Source organism: Pseudomonas sp. NPDC087697 (assembly GCF_044743155.1).
Classification (GTDB): domain Bacteria; phylum Pseudomonadota; class Gammaproteobacteria; order Pseudomonadales; family Pseudomonadaceae; genus Aquipseudomonas.
Window position 1 is genome coordinate 12,902 of record NZ_JBIUVW010000030.1, and the last position, 17,537, is coordinate 30,438.

Here is a 17,537-nt window from a genome sequence, read left to right on the forward strand (position 1 = left end):
GGTTCTTTCCTTCACTTCATACAGGTCCTCGTTATGTGGCTTCTGGTCCTCGCCTATCTCGGTGGTGTGCTGACGATTGTCAGCCCGTGCATTCTGCCGGTACTGCCCTTTGTCTTCGCTCGCACCGGGCAGCCGTTTATCAAGAGTGGCTTGCCGCTGTTGGCGGGGATGGCGCTGACCTTCGCGCTCGTCGCCTCGTTGGCGGCGGTGGGCGGCGGTTGGGTGGTGCAACTCAATCAGTACGGTCGCTGGCTCGCGTTGCTGTTCGTAGCACTGTTCGGGTTGACGCTGCTGCTGCCACAACTCGCCGAACGGCTGACTCGTCCTCTGGTGGCAGCTGGCAGTCGGCTGTCGGAAGTGGCGGGCGCCGATGCCCGGCCGCGTCCCGGTGCTTCGTTTTTGATCGGCGTCGCCACGGGCCTGCTCTGGGCACCGTGCGCCGGGCCGATTCTCGGGCTGGTGCTGACCGGCGCGGCGCTGCAAGGGGCAAGCATCGGCACCACCTTGCTGTTGCTGGCTTACGCGTTGGGTGCCGCCACTTCCCTCGCGGTCGCCTTGCTGCTGGGCGGTAAAGTCTTCGCGGCGATGAAACGTTCGATCGGTGCCGGTGAATGGCTGCGCCGTGGTCTCGGTGCGGCGATGCTGGCGGGTGTGGCAGCCATTGCTTTGGGGCTGGACACCGGCATTCTGGCGCGGGTGTCGACCGCATCCACCGGTGGGCTTGAACAAGCGTTGGTCGGTCGACTGGCGGGTAAATCACCCGCCAGCAGCGGGGCAATGATGGCGCAGATTCCACAGTCCGCAGACGATCAATCAGGCTCCAGCATGATGGCTGCCGGTGGTGCGATGAAAATGGCCGCCAAAGAGTCCGCGACGCTGCCCGTCGAAGGCAACCTGCCGTCGCTGGAGGGGGCCGTGCAGTGGCTCAATTCGCCGCCGCTTAGCGCTCAAGCGTTGAAGGGAAAAGTAGTGTTGGTGGATTTCTGGACCTACTCCTGCATCAACTGCCTGCGCACCTTGCCGTACGTCAAAGCCTGGGCAGAGAAGTATCGCGATCAGGGCCTGGTGGTGATCGGTGTCCATGCACCGGAGTTCGCCTTCGAACGGGATGTGGGCAACGTGACCAAGGCCATGAAGGATTTGGGTATCACCTATCCGGTGGCCATCGATAACGATTACAAAATCTGGCGTGCTTTCAACAACGAATACTGGCCGGCGCACTATTTTGCCGACGCTCAGGGACGCATTCGTTATCACCATTTTGGTGAGGGCAACTACGCCGAATCGGAACGGGTGATTCAGCAACTGTTACGCGAAGCCGGCGCGGCGAAAGTTGCCGATGGCCTGATCGACGCCAGCGCTCAAGGCGTGCAACGGGCGCCGGACATGAACGAAGTACGCTCGCCGGAAACCTACGTCGGCTATCAGCGCTCAGAACATTTCGTACCTGAGGCGAGCCTCGCGCCCGACAAGGTCGCCGCGTACAGCTCGCCCGCGACGTTGGCACTGAATGACTGGACGCTGGACGGTCAATGGAACGTCGGTTCGGAACGCGCCATATCGGCTGCCCCGGCCAGCCGCATCGTCTACCGCTTCCATGCCCGTGACCTGCACCTGGTGCTAGGCCCTGGCGCCGACGGCAAACCGGTGCGTTTCAAAGTCATGATCGACGGCAAGGCCCCAGGCGATGCCCACGGCACCGACGTCGCACCGGATGGCAGCGGCAGCGTCACCGAACAACGTCTCTATCAATTGGTGCGCCAACCCGGCGACGTGGCAGATCGGACCTTCAGCATCGAGTTCCTTGACCCGGGCGTGTCGGCGTATGCGTTTACCTTTGGTTGATGAGCATTACCCCATACCCGTAGGAGCTGCCGGAGGCTGCGATCTTCTCCGGCACATCTTGAATCTACTTATGCAGGAGTCGTCATCATGAAAACCCGATTCACCTGGCGCCAGACCCTGCTCGGGCTGGCCGTCGCCACCGTTGCAGGCCAATGCATGGCGTTTTCATTCGGGGTTGCCGAGGATGCAGTCGCCATCGCGCCACCAGCCCTCGACGAAACCCCCAAGGCCAACAGCGAAACGGCGGTGTTCGCCGGCGGTTGCTTCTGGGGCGTTCAAGGCGTGTTCCAGCATATCAAAGGCGTCAAGAATGCGGTCTCCGGTTACGCCGGAGGCGCAGCGAACACTGCGCAATACGAGCGTGTCAGCGATGGCGACACGGGGCATGCGGAATCCGTTCAGGTCACTTTCGATCCTGCTCAGGTGAGTTATGGCACGTTGCTGCAAATCTACTTCTCGGTGGCTCACAACCCCACCGAACTCAACCGCCAAGGGCCCGACACCGGCACCCAATATCGCTCGGCAATTTTTGTGGAAAGTGCCGAGCAACAAAAAGTTGCCCAAGCCTACATCGCACAGTTGAATGCCGCGCATTCCTTCAACAAACCGATCGTGACCAAACTCGAAACCTACAACGGCTTCTACCCGGCAGAGGCCTACCATCAGAACTTCCTGACGGAGCATCCGACGTATCCCTACATCGTGATCAACGATCTGCCGAAAGTGGCGCAGCTTAAACAGCTGTACCCGGAGCGGTATCAGGAGAAACCGGTGTTGGTGAAGGCGGGACCTTAGACAGAAACGGGGGGGCTAGTCAGGCCAGCCCGTTTTCCAGACGTTTGCCCATTTCGAAAGCGCGAACCTCATAACCCAACTCTTCGTAAAGGCGTAATGCGGGTTTGTTGAACGCCCATACGGTTAAACGCAAGTCGCTGGCACCCTGTTCGATGGCCCAGTCTTGAGCCATTTCCATCAGTTTGCGACCAACACCTCGCCCGCGAAATGCCTCGTCGACGCATACTGAGCCAACACGGGAAACTCGTTGCGGCTGCAACAGTGGGCTGTTGAACAACGTTACCTGAAGGGTGATAAAACCGATGGCAACGCCAGCCTGCTCGGCGAGGAACGTTATCTGGTTTTCACCGTCGAGATAAGGACGCCAGTGGGCTTGGTCGCGCATGAATAGATGCGTTTCAGGCGCGTAAATATCCGGTCGTTCGCGGTGGTGCAGGCTATTGAGCTGTTGCCCCAGCTCACAGATGCCCGGAAGGTCAGCGACCGTCGCTCGACGATAGATCAGTGAAATTTCCATACTCTTGTGTGATCGTCCTTTTATCAAGTGACTGTCCGTGGTCTTCAAACCGCTGCAGAACATACTGCTCTATCTGATTCGAGGGCGCTCCTCAAAGCCCAGGCTCATCATCCGGAAATCATGTTCTTGCCGGTGATCTTCGAGCGATACAACGCTTGATCCGCCCTGGCCAGCAGGCCGGTTTGTTGCTCGTCCTCAAAGCGCTGCGCTATGCCAAAGCTCATGGTGACCTGGAAGTCGCCCACCGGTGGCAGGCTCGACAGCTCAAGGCGGATTTTTTCGGCGAGGGTTCGTGCGTTGGCCAGGGAGCTGTTGGGCAGGATCACGATGAACTCATCGCCGCCCCAACGCGCCAGTAAGTCGCCTTCGCGCACGCAGCGTTTAACGCTTTCGACCACATGCACCAGCGCTGCGTCGCCCAAGGCATGGCCGTAATGGTCGTTGATGCATTTGAAGTCATCGATGTCCATGGCGATCAGCGACAGCGGCTGACGAAAACGCTGGGAGCGGTCGCATTCCAGGGGCAGGGCTTTTTCCAGGAGATAGCGGTTGGCGATCCCGGTCAGGGTGTCGCTTTCTGCCAGTTTGCGGTTCTCGTCCAACTGAGCCTGTAACTGCTGATTGACCAGAGACAACTCGCGGGTCCGTTCCTCGACCATCGCTTCCAGGGAATGATTGCGCCGTTCGAGTTGCTCGAGCAGACGCTTCTTGTCTTCAATGCTGCGATTCGCCCCGATCATCCGTGCCACTGAGCCATCAGCGTTACGCGCGATCACATGACCGCGATCCTCGATCCAGGTGTAACTGCCATCCTGGGTGCGGCAACGATACTCGGCTAGATAATGGGGTGAGCGCTGATGCAGGTGGTCATCGAAATGCATCATCACCCGCAGGTAATCGTCGGGATGAATCAAGTTCTCCCAGGTCAGCACAGTGTTCTCAAGTGCATGAGGCTCGTAGCCGAGCATTTCGTACCAGCTGCGGCTGCGGTAGACGAACCCGGTCTTGGCGTTCCAGTCCCAGATCCCGTCGCTGACCAGTTCCAGAATCGCGTGCAGCATGTCTTCATTCAGATCAGTCAGGCTGACCTTCAACGGCTCGATATTGGACGACTCACCCATCACCGCTCTCCCTGCTGCCCTGATCTTGAAGTGGCCAGCCAGTCGTGGAGACCAGCTTGTGGCACTTTGACACTCTAGCGCCGGGAATCAAGGGGTAGAAGCCTCTGCGCTAGTAAAAAAAGCCTGGGATGATTGCGAGCGGTCAGTTTTGTTTGCCCCACGTCTGCAATGCAAATTCGACAAAACTGCGCAGTTTTGGCAGGCGGTATCGGTCTTGCGCGTAGATCAGATTCATCGGGCGGCGAGGCAGTTGATAGTCCTGCATCAGTGCCACCAGTTTCCCTTCCCGAAGATCTTGATCCACCAGTGCATCGGGCAGCATCACCACGCCCATTCCGGTGCGCGCCGCTTGATGCAGGCCTGATGAGCTATTGATCAGCATCGGGCCGCTCACCGCAACGACGATCTCACCGTCGGGCCCGCTCAGGCGCCACTGCTTTTCTACCGAGCGCCATTCATCGCCCGCCGGGTAGGCGAAGGCCAGGCAGTCGTGATCGGCCAGTTCCTCCGGTTTTTGCGGTGTGCCACGGCGTGCCAGATACGCCGGCGATGCACACATTGTCAGGGTGTAGTCCTCCAACGGCCGGGCGATCAGGTTGGACGGGTCGGTATTACCCAGGCGAATTGCGGCATCAAAGCCGTTGTCCAGCAGATCAAGGCGTTGGTTGGTCAACACCACGTCCAGCTTGACCTGCGGGCAGCGCAGCACGAACTCGCTCAAGGCTGGCGCCAGGCGTTCTGTGCCAAAGGTCAGTGGGGCGGTGATCCGCAGTGTGCCGCTGGGTTCGCCCTGCGTTTGTTCGGCCAGCCGCTCGGAGTCGGCCACCAGCCCCAGCACCTCAAGACAGCGTTGATAGTAGGTCGAGCCAAATTCGGTCAAGCGCTGACGCCGCGTCGTACGGTTAAGCAAGCTGACGCCCAGGCGTTGCTCCAGCGCTCGCAGGTGATTGCCGACCATGGTGGTCGACATTTCGCACTCCAGGGCGGCGGCGGTCATGCTGCCAGCCTCGACCACTTTCACGTAAACCGACATCGCCAGCAGTAAGTCCATTATCAAGCTCAGCTTTAAAATGATTGAAGTGTTAAGGCGTTTATCCAGCGCAGGTGGTTAACGATACTGCAAAAACACCGACTGATGATGGAGCTTGATGTCATGACTGCCGCCTGCCTGATGACCACCTATCAACCCCTGGCCTTGAGCTTTACCAAAGGGCTGGGCACACGCCTGTGGGATCAGGCCGGTCGTGAATACCTGGATGCGGTGGCGGGTGTGGCGGTGACCAATGTCGGCCACTCGCACCCGCGAGTGGTCAGCGCCATCAGCGAACAGGCCGGCCTGTTGCTGCACACGTCCAACCTGTACAGCATCGACTGGCAGCAACGGTTGGCGCACAAGCTGACGCAGTTGTCGGGGCTCGACCGGGTGTTCTTCAACAACTCCGGCGCCGAGGCCAATGAAACCGCGCTGAAACTGGCCCGCTTGTATGGTTGGCACAAAGGCGTCGAGCAGCCGTTGGTGGTGGTCATGGAAAACGCCTTTCATGGCCGCACTCTTGGCACCTTGTCTGCCAGCGATGGCCCTGCGGTGCGTTTGGGATTTCAGGGGTTACCGGGGGATTTCATCAAAGTCCCGTTCGGTGATCTCGCGGCGCTGGATCAGGCCCATCAGACCTACGGCCAGCGCATCGTGGCGATTCTGATGGAACCGATTCAGGGCGAAAGCGGCGTGCAACTCGCGCCACCCGGCTATTTGATAGCCCTGCGCGAACGGTGCAATCGGCGCAACTGGCTGCTGATGCTCGACGAGATTCAGACCGGTATCGGCCGCACCGGGCAATGGTTTGCCTTTCAGCACGAAGGCATCGTGCCGGACGTCATGACCCTGGCCAAAGGCCTGGGTAACGGTGTCCCCATCGGCGCGTGCCTGGCTCGCGGCAAAGCCGCCGAACTCTTCACCCCAGGCAGCCATGGCAGCACCTTTGGAGGAAACCCGCTGGCGTGTCGGGTGGGTTGCACGGTGCTGGAGATCATCGAAGAGCAAGGCCTGCTGGAGAACGCCAAACGCCAGGGCGAACGCTTGCTCGCACGCTTGCATGCCGAACTCGATGGCGAGCCGCAGGTGCTGGCGATCCGTGGCCAAGGCTTGATGATCGGTATCGAACTGGCCCAGCCCATTCGCGACCTGACCTTGATCGCCGCGCGGGATCACGGGCTGCTGATCAACGTGACGCGGGGCAAAACCATCCGCTTGCTGCCGCCGCTGACCATCGATGAGCGGGAGGTGGAGATGATCGTGCGGGGGGTTGGGCGGGTGGTGAGGGGCGCTGACTGCTGATCGTTACCCCTCCTGTAGGAGCAAGGCTTGCCCGCGATGGCGGTCTCACGGATGCCATCGCTGGCAAGCCAGGCTCCTACGGTTTCTTGTCCGTCGTAAGGTACGAAGGCGCCTGATTTACTCCTGTAACTTACGCTTGTTCCTCAGGTGCAGGATCACCGCCACAAGCGCAACGACCCCCACAACCCCCAGGGCAATCGGCAGCCGGTAAGGCCTGAGGTTACCGAACAATCGCTGAAGCGCTTCGCCAGCCCAATAACCACCGGTGATAAACAGCGTGGCCCAGACCATTGCGCCGAACATGTTCAACAGTGAAAACCGCAGCGGCGACAGGCCACTGGCACCGATCACCATGGGGCCCACCAACCGCATGCCGTACAGAAAGCGCACGGAAACAACCGACGTCGACGGGTAACGATCGATCAGCCCAGTGACTCGCTTGATCTGCGCTTGATGGCGTTTGAGACGAGGTAAGAGTCGCGCGCCGAAATAGCGGCCGGTCCAGAACAGCAACTGATCCCCCAGCATTCCGCCGGTGCTGGCCCAGGCAATCACTGGCCAGAGCTTCAGCAAATGCTGATGCGCCGCCATGCCGCCCAAAATCAGGATGGTTTCGCCTTCCATGACACAGCCAAGGAAAATCGCCCAGTAGCCGTAGGTCGCGAGGAAGTGGTTGAGGTCTATGTGCGCGAACATGGGCTATCGACGACCTTTTGAATGTTGCGGGTACTTGGCAACTGTGGACCGTTACCGGGTGAGTTCGTTGCGACTGTCGTCACCTGTGCATGGAGAGCGGAAACGATATCAAAATAGTAGCGGCTGCCCACGGCCCTTAGTTTACCGGTCAGATCGTCATGATGTTCAGACGCTCTGCGTCCAGCGACGCGGAGCGTCACGGGCTGTATTCCCAGGCGGGAGCGTGGGAGTGATCAATCAAAGCTCTGACATCTCACCACCCTGCACCAAGGTTTGCGGCTCGCCATGTTCAATCACCCAGCGCAGCATGTCGGTCACCGGCACGCGGTGGCTGCGTTCGACCCATTGCAAGCCGTCGGGGCTGTAGTGTTCGGTGTAGCGGGTGAGGATCAGCTCGCGCTGATCACTCGACAGCTGCAGGCTGACTTCGCGGCAGTGCAGGCCGGCGTCTGCGCGTTTCACCACGCGTTGTTGCAGGATCAGGGACTGGCGTTCAGAGATCATCGGTCGGGGCTTCCTGGCAGCGGTGTTTTTGCGGTTCGGTGGCGCCTTGTTTGCCTTCCAGCACGAAGTTGGCGCGATGCTCGGCGGCGACGTCGCGCAGGGCACTGTAGTAATCCGGCATGTGTTGCAGGCTGTCGGTGAGCGGTAACAGAGTCGCGCGCTTATCGATCACACCGCCGACCAGGTTGACGGTGGTGAGGGTGCGGACGGTGTCGCTGTTGTTGCCGAAGGGGTTGAAGGCCAGGTCGAGCACCCGCCCGGTGGCATCGCGGCTGTTGGCAGTGCCCAGCAGCGGCATTTCAACGATTGGGCCGTTGCCGATGCCCCACACGCCAAAGGTCTGGCCGAAGTCGGCGGTGTGGCGGGGGATACCCAGCGGATCGGAGACGTCGATCAGGCCGAGCAGGCCGACGGTGGTGTTGACCGTGAAACGCCCCAGGGTATTGACCGAGCGTTGCGGGTTGCCCTGCAGCAGGTCGTTGATAAAAACCTTGGGCTCACCGAAGTTGCTCGTGAAGTTATGCACACCCTTTTGAAAGAACTCAGGCATGTGCCGATAGCCACGGGCGACGGGGGCCAGGGCGTACTTGTCGACGGTCTGGTTGAAGGCGAAGATGCCACGGTTGAGCCGCTCGGCCGGGTCGTACAATGGGTAGCTGACTTTCGCGCAGGTGACGCTGCTCTCGTCCGGCGTACGGCTGGTGCATCCGGCGAGGTAAGTCAGGGTCAGCAGCAGTGCGGTGTGGCGAACCAGCGCGGTGGAACGCGTGAGCGAGGGCATGGGCAAACAGTCTCTGGAGAAAAGGTGCCGGATGCTGACATTCGGGCCTTGCGCAAAGATGTCTGCTTTTTTACCGCGCTGACGCTTTGTTACCGGATTGAAATATGTGACGGACTTCGCCGAATGGTTTTAGATGTTGGTTCTTTCAGACCTTAAGTGATGCCGCTGGTGAGCAGTCTTTTGATCGTGGACGACGACCTTGAGGTCCTCGCGCTGCTGAAGAAGTTTTTCGTGCAACAAGGCTATGCGGTGGAGGTTGCCACCGATGGCGTTGCGATGTGGGCGGCGATTGAGCGTGAGGCGCCGGACCTGATCATTCTCGACCTGATGCTGCCGGGCGAGAACGGGTTGACGCTGTGTCAGCGCCTGCGCCAGCAATTCCCGACGCCAGTGATCATGCTGACCGCCATGGGTGAGTTGAGTGATCGGGTGGTGGGGCTGGAGATGGGCGCCGACGATTACCTGAGCAAGCCGTTCGACGCCCGGGAGCTGCTGGCTCGGGTGCGCGCGGTGTTGCGTCGGGCGGGGGAGAGTCGCCCGCTGACCGGGGAAGCGCCGCGTCCGCTGATCAAATTCGCCGACTGGCAGCTGGACCTCACTCGCCGGGAACTGCGCTCACCGGATCAGGTGATGATCCCGCTGTCGGCCGGGGAGTTCGATTTGCTATTGGTGTTTGTCGAGCATCCACAGCGCATTCTCACCCGGGAGCAGTTGCTGGACCTGGCGCGGGGTCGCACGCATGAGGCGTTCGATCGCAGCATCGACGTTCAGGTCAGCCGTTTGCGGCGCAAGCTGGAGTACGACACCAAGCGCCCGGAGATGATTCGCACGGTACGCAACGGCGGTTACCTGTTCACCCCCAGCGTGACCCGCCAGTGAAAAGACTCATGACCGGTTTGCGTCTGCGCCCGCGTGACACCGTGGCCCGTTGGATCGCCCTGACCACCCTCATCGCGATGCTCACTTCGCTGGCCTTCAACGCGTTGTTTATCCAGCTGGCCGGTGTCTGGGCGTATCCACCGCTGGCCGAGACCGGCCTTCTCGAAAAGACCGCATCCATCACCCGGATGATTGAAGCTTCGCAAGCATCACAGCGCGAACGACTGGCCGAGGCCGCCAGCAATAGCGCTTTTAGCGTGAGCTGGCATGCCACCCGTCAAGGCCTCGACTTGCCGGACACTCCCGACGCGGCGTACCGCACCGCCTCACCTGAGGCCCAGCGTCTGTTCAACACCCCGACACGACGGGTCGAAGCCTATCAACCCAGCGACTGGCCACAAAAAAACGGTCACTACGCCTTGCTGGTGCAATTGGCGGATGAGTCCTGGCTGATGTTCAGCGTGCCTTCACGCAGTTGGGGGCTGGCGGAAGGGCCTCGAACCCTGATCGTGATCGTACTGGTGCTGCTGTCGACCGGCATCGTGGCGCTGATCGCCACCCGACGTCTGGCCAAACCCTTGCAGCAATTCGCCCAAGGCGCACGACGCTTTGGCGTCGATTTTCGCGCCCCGCCCATCGAGCCGGTCGGCCCGCATGAAATTCGTCAGGCGATCCTGGCGTTCAATGCCATGCAGGCCCAGTTGCAGCACTTCATCAAAGACCGCACGCAAATGCTCGCCGCCATCTCCCACGACCTGCGCACGCCCCTGACCCGAATGCGCCTGCGCGGCGAATTCATCGAAGACCCAGAGCAGCAACAGCGACTGTTCCGCGACGTCGACGAAATGCAGGCCATGATCAACTCGGCCCTGGAATTCTTCCGCGACGACGCCCGCCTGGAACAGGCGACCCAGTTCGACCTGGCCGAACTGCTGCAAACCCTGATCGACGATTACCGCGACCAGTCCATCTACATCGCCTTCAGCGGCCCACCCCGACTGGTCTACTTCGGCCGCCCGCTGGGGCTGAAACGGGTTATCACTAACCTGCTGGATAACGCGATCAAATACGCCTGCGAACCGGCGATTGAACTGCGGCAGGAGGATGAGCAGGTGATCGTTCGTGTACTTGATCGCGGGCCGGGGATTCCTGCTGATAGTTATGAACAGGTGTTTGCGCCGTTCTTTCGGTTGGAAGGGTCGCGGAATAAGAGCACGGGTGGTGTTGGGTTGGGACTTTCGGCAGCACGGGCGATCGTTCTGGAACACGGCGGCACGCTGACCGTGCGCAACCGCTCAGGTGGAGGGTTGGAGGCGCGGGTGGTGTTGCCGGTGCAGGTGGGGTAAAGATGATTTATGATTGATGGCCAGCTGCCATCTAGCGATAATCCCGCTCCCCTACACTCACGCAAGGAAACGCCGTGAAAAAAACCCTCCTGCTTGTCCCGTTGCTCGTGCTGTTGCAAGGTTGCGGTGTGACCATGACGCGTTATGAGCCGAGTTACGAGAACGTCCAACAGCTCAAACAGACCCCACCGCTGCAATCGATCAGCAATGCTCAGGTGAAGGCGGACTCTGGCCAGGGCTCGCTGACGGTTCGGGCTAATCCGATCCGCTCGCCGAGTGGCAGCATCCCTCTGCATATTCAGGAGGCCATCAACGAAGAACTGCGTCGAGCGGGCCTGCTGGATCCGCAAGCACAGCGGCGCCTCGATGTATTGCTGGTCAAAAATGAGCTGACAGGAGGCATGGGCACCGGTACTGGCGAGCTTGCAGCCCGTTTTACGTTGTTCAAGGGCAATGAGGTGGTTTACGACGCGACCAAGGATGTGAACCGCCAATGGGACAGCAGCTTTTTCGGATTCATTGCGATCCCGAATGCTGCCAATGCCTACAACCCGATGGTTCGTGATTTGCTGAAAACCTTGTACAGCGACCCGCAGTTCATCCAGGCCCTGAAATGAGGGTGAAAAAAGAGCCGCAAGTGCGGCTCTTGTTTTTTATCAGGCCCGTGGCACGCGGGAGTCGAGTGCCGAATATTTCAGGCTCTTGCTCTCCACCAATTGTTTGAGCAACGCGTTGACCTGACGACTGAAGGTATCGCTAACCGCCGCTTTCGGAGTGTTACCCATCAAAGGCAGAAACCAGATGCCCATCCAGGTATGGATCGCGTCATGGTTACTGGTATTGCTGACTGTCAGCCCTTGTTGGTCAAGCGCCTCGAGGCTCATGGTGTATTCATCCGTCCCCATCGTCGGGATGACGGTCAAGGTGAGCCCACTGATATAGGCCATGGCCAACTGGCCACCCCCCGGCGGGTGGTTGTAAACCTTGAGGCGCAGGTTGTAGTCGCCAGGCTGTTGCTGGAACTTGTCCAGCGTGACGCGGCCAAAGAGCCCGGAATCGTTCAGCACTTTTTGCAGTTCAGGCTTGAGCATGTCGCGCGCTTGTGGAACTTCAACGGCTGAAGCGCTTTTTGGCTCGCCTTGATAGAAGTCGAAGTCCACATAGACATTCGGCTTGTTCGAATAAGCGGACATGGATGGCATAGTCACCGGAGCCACTTCGTCCTTGGTAAAACTGGCGCAACCGCTCAACCCAAGCACCAGGGCCAACCCCAGAATTTTTCCAAATTGCATGACGACTTCCTTAATTGATGGCAAAGCGCCTCCATGCGGAGTGCAGGGCGGATTCTAGAGAGTGTCGGGTGATTTCAAAAGGCCATATCTGAGAAAAGTTGGATGGGGATCGGAAAAAAGTGCAGATTTTTCCATAGCCTGAGCGGCTGCTTCACGTGCAGGGGAAGTCAGTCAACGTTGATCAAGGTTGTTGATCCGTGTAGCTATACGGTCGGAGGGCTGGAGGTGAGGGTGGTGTTGCCAGTGTTGGAGGGTTAGCGAAAATTAATAGGGGGGCTGATTGAATTCCCACAACTGGCGTCCAGTTGTCATGAAAATAAATCAGTCCCCTTTTCCGTGCTTTTCCATGGCGTTTCAGGGAGAGCGATCTCAGGCCGAACCAAGTTCCAATGCATAGGCTTTTTCCACGCGTGGAAAGAGCGGCACCGTCAACAGGGCACAAAAGGCAGCAGCCAGCCACACCGCGCCCCATGAGAAATGAGTCATGAGGGCGGACGCAGCGATAGGGGTCGCGAACAGCACGACAAAGACGCAGGTATTGCCCATGGCCAGCGCCGTGCCTGCCCGACTGGCGCCTGCCAGTGTCGCCAGTTCGGTGTAGGCCACACCGTGCCAGGCGGATACGCTGATCCCGGCGACTACCATCACGCCGATGATCAGGGCGCTGGCCAGCGGCGTTTCGCTCATGCCGTAAAAGCTCGCGGCCGATACCGTGCAGCCCAGAACCAAAAAGGTCAGGGCACTCAACCCTGCACAGGTTTTAAGGTAACTACGGCGGTTTTTATTTTTATCGGTCCAGCGTCCGCTCCAGATTCTGCTGACGATCGCGCCGATCTGTATGACCGCCAACGTAGCGGAAACTAGCGTGATGTTGATCTTGCCAAAGTCATGAAAGAACACGGCGGCATAAGTAAGAATGGCAAATTGCGGGGCGCATAGCAGGCCGATGGCTAAAACGATTCGCCAGACTCTTGAGTCTTTTAACGGGCTGGTTGTGGGCTCTTTACTCTGTTTTTTCGCCGCGTCGCTGGAGAAGTCCGGCTCATACAACCAGAACCAGGCAAACAGGCAGGCGGTGAGACAGAAGATGGCAGAGGCACTGAATACTTCGACAAATCCATAGGTATGGGCAAGGTAGGGCAGCACGACTGCCCCTAAGGCATAACCTCCCGGGACCGCCGTTTGCCGAATGCTCATGGCCAGCCCGCGTTCGCCCTCTTTGAACCAGGCCATGATGGCTCGGCCACTGGCGCCGTTGACGCTGCTCCCCAGCAGACCCACCACGAACAGCCCTACGGCCAGCAACACTATCATGGGTGCATACAAGGCAAGCATGGCCAGCCCAAGCAGTGCGATGCCGGAGGTGAGAAGCCCCGTCAGCAGCACAGGACGATCACCCCAGCGATCAGTCAAAAGCCCCCACGGGATCTCGCTGACGGCAATACCGAGTCCTAAAACCCCCAAGACCAGCCCCAGCTCTGTGTTATCAAGCTGATACGTTGCTCGCATATAAACAGCTGTCGCTGGTAGTCCACCCACAACACTGGAAAAGCTTGCGTTGGCAGCAACGCCGACACCCAGCACTTTCCAGCGGTGACCGTTATCTACAGGCATAAGAATCCCACTGGTTGAATAGTTGTGGGTCAAAAGACTCTCATGAGGGTATCGTCTCGAATATCAAATTATTTTGTCTATTCGTCCCGAAAAACAGGATTGTCATGAGGCCGGTTAATTTCGATTTAGATGCCATGCGCAGTTTCGTCACCGGGGTCGAACTGGGCAGCTTTGCCAAGGCGGCGCAAAAACTCGCGCGTTCGACTTCAGCCATCAGTGCCCAGTTGAAAAAGCTGGAAGCCCAGGTGGGCTCACCGCTTTTCAAAAAGGCAGGTCGCGGGCTTGCCCTGACGGATACAGGAGAGGTGCTGCTCAATTACTCTCGACGTCTATTGAGCCTCAACGACGAGACCATCACTGCCGTCTCCGAACTGAAGCTCAAGGGATGGGTACGCCTCGGGCTTCAGGAGGATCTCAGTAGCTTCTTGCCGACGGTGCTGGGCAGGTTCGCCAGGGCTCATCCCGATGTTCGAGTGGAAGCCCGGATTGCGCGCAATGCCGACCTGCTGAGCCGGATCGAAAATGGCTCGCTCGATTTGGCGGTGGTGTGGGGGGACGTACCGGGAGTCGGATATCAGGAGAGGGTGGCGGAACTGCAAATGGAGTGGATCGGGTCTTCCCACCAGTACCTCGACTGGCGCATCGAATCAGGGGAACCGCTGCCCATCATCGCGTTTGACGCACCATGCCCTTTTCATTCGCAGGCCACTGCGGCGCTGACTCGCGAGGGGATTCCCTGGCTGCTGTCGTTCACCAGTTCCAGCCTCAACGGCCTGTCCGCGGCGACCGAGGCAGGTTTGGGGTACACGATCAGGACAGCCTTGGGCTTGCAGTCGGGGACCGAACTGCTGGCTGCCAGCGAACGAGGTTTGCCGCCTTTACCCTCCATAGCCCTGACGCTGCATCGAAGAGAGGCTAACCCTGATCCGCTGACCGAGCGTTTGTCGAATATCGTCATACAGGCTATTCGAAGTGAAATTGTTTACTGAGCGATAAAACGCGAGATTTAGAGTGATGCGTATATAAAACGAAAATGAGAGGGCAGACCACGTTCTCTCACATCCGTAATTGTGGTCTGTCCCGTGTTTCCTTCAGCTGATGCTTAATGGCTGTTTGCGGGGTTAAATAAATCTGAGAATCATCTAGCCGGCCTCCCCACCTCACGGACGTTCACTGTATGACTCTTCGTAAACTCGCACCAAACCGGCCTTCCACCTGGGTTCGAAACCTGGCTGCCACCGTCCTCTGGATCCTGGTCTGCACGGGCTGCGCTGTCCAGGAAGCTAGCCATGCCGCGTCTTCCAAGGCAGTGGCGCCCAGCAAGCAGGCGGCATGGCCAAGTGCGGAGCTGGTCGATTCGCTACGCGCGTCACCAGGGCGGTGGTCCGCACTCCATGCGACGTGCGATCGGAACCTTGACTACACCCCTCATCCAGTCGCTGATTTCACGCCGCCACCGCATTATGCCGATCGGGCAGGCGAGCAACGCATCGCCAAGTCACTGGGAGACGACGGCCTCGTCGCCTATCAAGAGGCGCTGTGTTTCGTGCTGAGCGGCGATCGGCGATACGCGAAAACCAGTGAGCGCATACTCGATGCGTGGGCGGCTGGTGTGCAACACATCGACCGCGGGCAAGGTACCGCTGATTTCAACTTCACGTTTCCCAAGTATGTGTTGGCCGCGGTGATGCTTCGTGCCGACAGTCAGTGGCATGACGCTACGTTCAAGAGCTTCCTGCGCGAACGCGTGCTGCCCCTTTCGGTCGCATCGCGATCAAATAACTTTGGCAACTGGGGTGTGCTGCTTGAAGCCAGCAGTGCTGCCTATCTCAATGACCGCCGCCTCATGGAGCAGGCAAAAAATCGCTGGAGCGCCCTGATGCTTAGTCAGGTATCGTCAGATGGATCAATGGCGGCTGAAATCTGCCGGAGCAACACAACAGATTGGTGTGGCGGACCAGATAAAGGGGTAAACGGCCTTTCGTATACCCACTATACGTTGCTGCCCACCACGCTGGCCGCGGAAGTCTTGCGCAATGAGGGCTTCAACGTTTATGCAAGCAACGCTGGTCAGCAACTTGCCCTCGCCTATGCAAGAGCAGCCGGTTGGACCTTACATCCGGAAACCTTCCCTTACTACGCCAGCAACGGTGGGCACCTGAATGGTGTGCGCAACGCGGCATATTTTCGGATTTTGCAGCGCAGGATTCCCCGTACCGACGGCGATGTTGCCATTCATCAGGGCAATCTCGGAATGGATGGATACGAAATCGCCTTGTTGTATGGAGAGGCTCTGTAAGTCATTACCCGCGCTCCCCGGCCACAAAAAAAACGGGGACAGACTACGTTTTTTCATGTCTGAAATCGTGGTCTGTCCCTGTATTTCCCCGATATCATGTTTGGAGTTCTTCACGTAAACAGATCAAATCATGCCGAGCGCGTCATTCTCCATCCGCTTTTTATTTGCCTGCTGTCTTTTGGTCGCTACGGCCAATCATTTGCGGGCAGATTTTCAACATGGATTTTTCTGGGACTACGGATATGGCAATGACGCTTATTGGGCTAGCCGAGTGTTCTGGGGGGCGCTTACGATTTTTGATCCTTTGGCGGCACTGTTTCTTTTCATCAAACCAAGGGTAGGCATCGCTCTCACAGCGGCAATCATCATCGCAGACGTCGTTCATAACACGTTTTACGTCGCATTGAATCGGCAGTGGCTCGAGCCGTTCTATCTTTCGCAGGTAGCGTTCCTTCTGACCGTTCTGCTTCTCTCGCCTGTCGCTTGGCATCGAACTACTCGCGGCGATGACCCAAAAGGGGACGGATTCATTTTATGAACGTGTCCTGTGTCCCGTATTTTCCGAAAATAGATCTATCCCCTTTTCCATTACTGGGCATAGCTCGCCGGATCAAAAACCTTGGGGTCAATCTCGGTCAGGGATTTGAGTGAAACTGGCTCCAGAATCACCACATACGGTTCGGCGGGATTGATACCCATTGGCTTGTTGCGCGAGTAGAGCACGACGGGTTTGCCCTCGGCGTCGCTCACTGGCGTTTCACTACCATCGACGCACAGCGCCTGCAGGTCATTGGGGCTGATGATGGGGTCGGTAGCCGGCAGGCAGCGCAGGCTGACACCATTGATGGTGAGTGGTGTCGAGTAGGTGGACAAGTCATCGCGGCGCAGTTTGGCCACTCCGGTAGCCAGATCTTCATTGATCTGCCATTGACCGTCCATATCACGGGTGACAGAGGTCATTTTGTCGCCACTGACAATAGTAATATCGACCTGTTGATTGGGCTCGATTCGATATTCGCAACCGTCTTGCGGTGTCATCCGGTCCACCACTTCCGAGTACGGATGTTCAACCTTGCGCAGGTAGTGACTGGCATCAGCAATCACGGTGATGCGCTCAGTCAGGAAATCGGCCGGGGTCGGGGGGAAAGGTTTGACCGGCAGGTTCATCAGTTTTGCCGTGTCCGCACACATCTCGTAAGCGCTGTTGCGGATAAGGGCATGCATACCGTCCAGGGGCTCCGGCCGCTCCACCTGCACCAGTTCCCGTGCTCCCTCATTACCCGCAATGGCCAGCGCGGAATTCCCCAAACCGGTGACACACATAATCGCCAGAAGAATTTTGCAGCGCACTCGCGCGCCCGCAGCAACCGATTCCATGGAGGCTTTCCTTTTTGATCTTTTTGTAAGGTGCAAGAGTGTTTAGCCGTCGCCAGTAGCGCGGTGTGCTGAGCTTAGTGAGGTTCTTAGGCGTGAACAACTGTATATGGAGGCGCGCGATCGACCTGGCCAGCGC

18 protein-coding genes are annotated in these 17,537 nt (G+C 58.6%); 9 read left to right on the top strand and 9 right to left on the bottom strand.

Annotated elements, in window-relative coordinates; genetic code table 11:
* Positions 1 to 33 precede the first annotated feature (33 nt).
* Positions 34 to 1,845 (top strand): cytochrome c biogenesis protein DipZ, encoded by a 1,812-nt coding sequence (locus tag ACIPIN_RS19220; RefSeq protein WP_401120968.1) that lies wholly within the window; start codon positions 34 to 36, stop codon positions 1,843 to 1,845.
* 87 nt (positions 1,846 to 1,932) lie between these two features.
* A complete protein-coding gene (msrA, locus tag ACIPIN_RS19225; protein ID WP_401120969.1) occupies positions 1,933 to 2,640 on the top strand; it encodes a peptide-methionine (S)-S-oxide reductase MsrA in 708 nt (235 codons plus the stop codon).
* A 19-nt stretch (positions 2,641 to 2,659) separates the two neighbouring features.
* On the opposite strand, the gene ACIPIN_RS19230 is transcribed toward msrA, so the two are convergent.
* The 3 genes from ACIPIN_RS19230 to ACIPIN_RS19240 form a co-directional block, all read right to left on the bottom strand.
* Entirely contained in the window at positions 2,660 to 3,157 is a 498-nt protein-coding gene (locus ACIPIN_RS19230; protein ID WP_401120971.1) for a GNAT family N-acetyltransferase, read from the bottom strand.
* Positions 3,158 to 3,264: 107 nt separating this feature from the next.
* Positions 3,265 to 4,278, bottom strand: coding sequence for a diguanylate cyclase domain-containing protein (locus tag ACIPIN_RS19235; protein ID WP_401120972.1), 1,014 nt, complete (start codon positions 4,276 to 4,278; stop codon positions 3,265 to 3,267).
* Between the two features lie 142 nt (positions 4,279 to 4,420).
* Positions 4,421 to 5,329: a LysR family transcriptional regulator gene (locus ACIPIN_RS19240; protein ID WP_401120973.1), complete on the bottom strand. Its 909-nt coding sequence runs from the start codon at positions 5,327 to 5,329 to the stop codon at positions 4,421 to 4,423.
* Positions 5,330 to 5,431: 102 nt separating this feature from the next.
* Here ACIPIN_RS19240 and ACIPIN_RS19245 point away from each other — a divergent pair, with 102 nt between their 5' ends.
* Entirely contained in the window at positions 5,432 to 6,613 is a 1,182-nt protein-coding gene (locus tag ACIPIN_RS19245) for an aspartate aminotransferase family protein (protein WP_401120975.1), read from the top strand.
* Between the two features lie 117 nt (positions 6,614 to 6,730).
* Here the strand turns inward: ACIPIN_RS19245 and ACIPIN_RS19250 are convergent, their stop codons facing one another.
* The 3 genes from ACIPIN_RS19250 to ACIPIN_RS19260 all read right to left on the bottom strand — a co-directional run bounded on the left by ACIPIN_RS19250 (position 6,731) and on the right by ACIPIN_RS19260 (position 8,594).
* The gene (locus ACIPIN_RS19250) at positions 6,731 to 7,309 is read right to left on the bottom strand and encodes a DedA family protein (RefSeq protein WP_401120976.1); all 579 of its coding nucleotides are present in this window, start codon (positions 7,307 to 7,309) and stop codon (positions 6,731 to 6,733) included.
* Positions 7,310 to 7,546: 237 nt separating this feature from the next.
* Positions 7,547 to 7,813 carry a hypothetical protein gene (locus tag ACIPIN_RS19255; RefSeq protein ID WP_401120977.1) on the bottom strand — a complete coding sequence of 89 codons (267 nt, stop codon included), beginning with the start codon at positions 7,811 to 7,813 and terminating at the stop codon, positions 7,547 to 7,549.
* Positions 7,803 to 8,594, bottom strand: coding sequence for a VacJ family lipoprotein (locus ACIPIN_RS19260; RefSeq protein WP_401120979.1), 792 nt, complete (start codon positions 8,592 to 8,594; stop codon positions 7,803 to 7,805). The genes ACIPIN_RS19255 and ACIPIN_RS19260 overlap by 11 nt, the downstream gene beginning before the upstream one ends.
* Before the next feature lie 168 nt (positions 8,595 to 8,762).
* Here ACIPIN_RS19260 and ACIPIN_RS19265 point away from each other — a divergent pair, with 168 nt between their 5' ends.
* The 3 genes from ACIPIN_RS19265 to ACIPIN_RS19275 all read left to right on the top strand — a co-directional run bounded on the left by ACIPIN_RS19265 (position 8,763) and on the right by ACIPIN_RS19275 (position 11,436).
* Positions 8,763 to 9,473, top strand: coding sequence for a response regulator (locus ACIPIN_RS19265; protein WP_401120981.1), 711 nt, complete (start codon positions 8,763 to 8,765; stop codon positions 9,471 to 9,473).
* Positions 9,474 to 9,481: 8 nt separating this feature from the next.
* Positions 9,482 to 10,819 carry an ATP-binding protein gene (locus ACIPIN_RS19270; RefSeq protein WP_401120982.1) on the top strand — a complete coding sequence of 446 codons (1,338 nt, stop codon included), beginning with the start codon at positions 9,482 to 9,484 and terminating at the stop codon, positions 10,817 to 10,819.
* Positions 10,820 to 10,893: 74 nt separating this feature from the next.
* On the top strand, positions 10,894 to 11,436 hold the full coding sequence (locus ACIPIN_RS19275) for a hypothetical protein (protein WP_401120984.1): 543 nt from the start codon (positions 10,894 to 10,896) through the stop codon (positions 11,434 to 11,436).
* A gap of 39 nt (positions 11,437 to 11,475) precedes the next feature.
* On the opposite strand, the gene ACIPIN_RS19280 is transcribed toward ACIPIN_RS19275, so the two are convergent.
* Both ACIPIN_RS19280 and ACIPIN_RS19285 read right to left on the bottom strand, forming a co-directional pair.
* A complete protein-coding gene (locus ACIPIN_RS19280) occupies positions 11,476 to 12,111 on the bottom strand; it encodes a hypothetical protein (protein WP_401120986.1) in 636 nt (211 codons plus the stop codon).
* 369 nt (positions 12,112 to 12,480) lie between these two features.
* Positions 12,481 to 13,758, bottom strand: a complete 1,278-nt coding sequence (locus ACIPIN_RS19285; protein WP_401120987.1) for an MFS transporter — start codon at positions 13,756 to 13,758, stop codon at positions 12,481 to 12,483.
* A gap of 71 nt (positions 13,759 to 13,829) precedes the next feature.
* Here ACIPIN_RS19285 and ACIPIN_RS19290 point away from each other — a divergent pair, with 71 nt between their 5' ends.
* The 3 genes from ACIPIN_RS19290 to ACIPIN_RS19300 all read left to right on the top strand — a co-directional run bounded on the left by ACIPIN_RS19290 (position 13,830) and on the right by ACIPIN_RS19300 (position 16,562).
* A complete protein-coding gene (locus tag ACIPIN_RS19290; protein ID WP_401120989.1) occupies positions 13,830 to 14,714 on the top strand; it encodes a LysR family transcriptional regulator in 885 nt (294 codons plus the stop codon).
* 188 nt (positions 14,715 to 14,902) lie between these two features.
* The gene (locus ACIPIN_RS19295; RefSeq protein WP_401120991.1) at positions 14,903 to 16,024 is read left to right on the top strand and encodes an alginate lyase family protein; all 1,122 of its coding nucleotides are present in this window, start codon (positions 14,903 to 14,905) and stop codon (positions 16,022 to 16,024) included.
* Positions 16,025 to 16,154: 130 nt separating this feature from the next.
* A complete protein-coding gene (locus ACIPIN_RS19300; RefSeq protein WP_401120992.1) occupies positions 16,155 to 16,562 on the top strand; it encodes a hypothetical protein in 408 nt (135 codons plus the stop codon).
* A 50-nt stretch (positions 16,563 to 16,612) separates the two neighbouring features.
* On the opposite strand, the gene ACIPIN_RS19305 is transcribed toward ACIPIN_RS19300, so the two are convergent.
* The gene (locus ACIPIN_RS19305) at positions 16,613 to 17,401 is read right to left on the bottom strand and encodes a hypothetical protein (protein ID WP_401120993.1); all 789 of its coding nucleotides are present in this window, start codon (positions 17,399 to 17,401) and stop codon (positions 16,613 to 16,615) included.
* Positions 17,402 to 17,537: the final 136 nt, after the last annotated feature.

Coding starts and splice junctions, on each gene's coding strand:
- ACIPIN_RS19220 (WP_401120968.1), top strand. CDS start 34: ATGTGGCTTCTGGTCCTCGCCTATCTCGGTGGTGTGCTGACGATTGTC.
- msrA (WP_401120969.1), top strand. CDS start 1,933: ATGAAAACCCGATTCACCTGGCGCCAGACCCTGCTCGGGCTGGCCGTC.
- ACIPIN_RS19230 (WP_401120971.1), bottom strand. CDS start 3,157: ATGGAAATTTCACTGATCTATCGTCGAGCGACGGTCGCTGACCTTCCG.
- ACIPIN_RS19235 (WP_401120972.1), bottom strand. CDS start 4,278: ATGGGTGAGTCGTCCAATATCGAGCCGTTGAAGGTCAGCCTGACTGAT.
- ACIPIN_RS19240 (WP_401120973.1), bottom strand. CDS start 5,329: ATGGACTTACTGCTGGCGATGTCGGTTTACGTGAAAGTGGTCGAGGCT.
- ACIPIN_RS19245 (WP_401120975.1), top strand. CDS start 5,432: ATGACTGCCGCCTGCCTGATGACCACCTATCAACCCCTGGCCTTGAGC.
- ACIPIN_RS19250 (WP_401120976.1), bottom strand. CDS start 7,309: ATGTTCGCGCACATAGACCTCAACCACTTCCTCGCGACCTACGGCTAC.
- ACIPIN_RS19255 (WP_401120977.1), bottom strand. CDS start 7,813: ATGATCTCTGAACGCCAGTCCCTGATCCTGCAACAACGCGTGGTGAAA.
- ACIPIN_RS19260 (WP_401120979.1), bottom strand. CDS start 8,594: ATGCCCTCGCTCACGCGTTCCACCGCGCTGGTTCGCCACACCGCACTG.
- ACIPIN_RS19270 (WP_401120982.1), top strand. CDS start 9,482: ATGACCGGTTTGCGTCTGCGCCCGCGTGACACCGTGGCCCGTTGGATC.
- ACIPIN_RS19280 (WP_401120986.1), bottom strand. CDS start 12,111: ATGCAATTTGGAAAAATTCTGGGGTTGGCCCTGGTGCTTGGGTTGAGC.
- ACIPIN_RS19290 (WP_401120989.1), top strand. CDS start 13,830: ATGAGGCCGGTTAATTTCGATTTAGATGCCATGCGCAGTTTCGTCACC.
- ACIPIN_RS19295 (WP_401120991.1), top strand. CDS start 14,903: ATGACTCTTCGTAAACTCGCACCAAACCGGCCTTCCACCTGGGTTCGA.
- ACIPIN_RS19300 (WP_401120992.1), top strand. CDS start 16,155: ATGCCGAGCGCGTCATTCTCCATCCGCTTTTTATTTGCCTGCTGTCTT.
- ACIPIN_RS19305 (WP_401120993.1), bottom strand. CDS start 17,401: ATGGAATCGGTTGCTGCGGGCGCGCGAGTGCGCTGCAAAATTCTTCTG.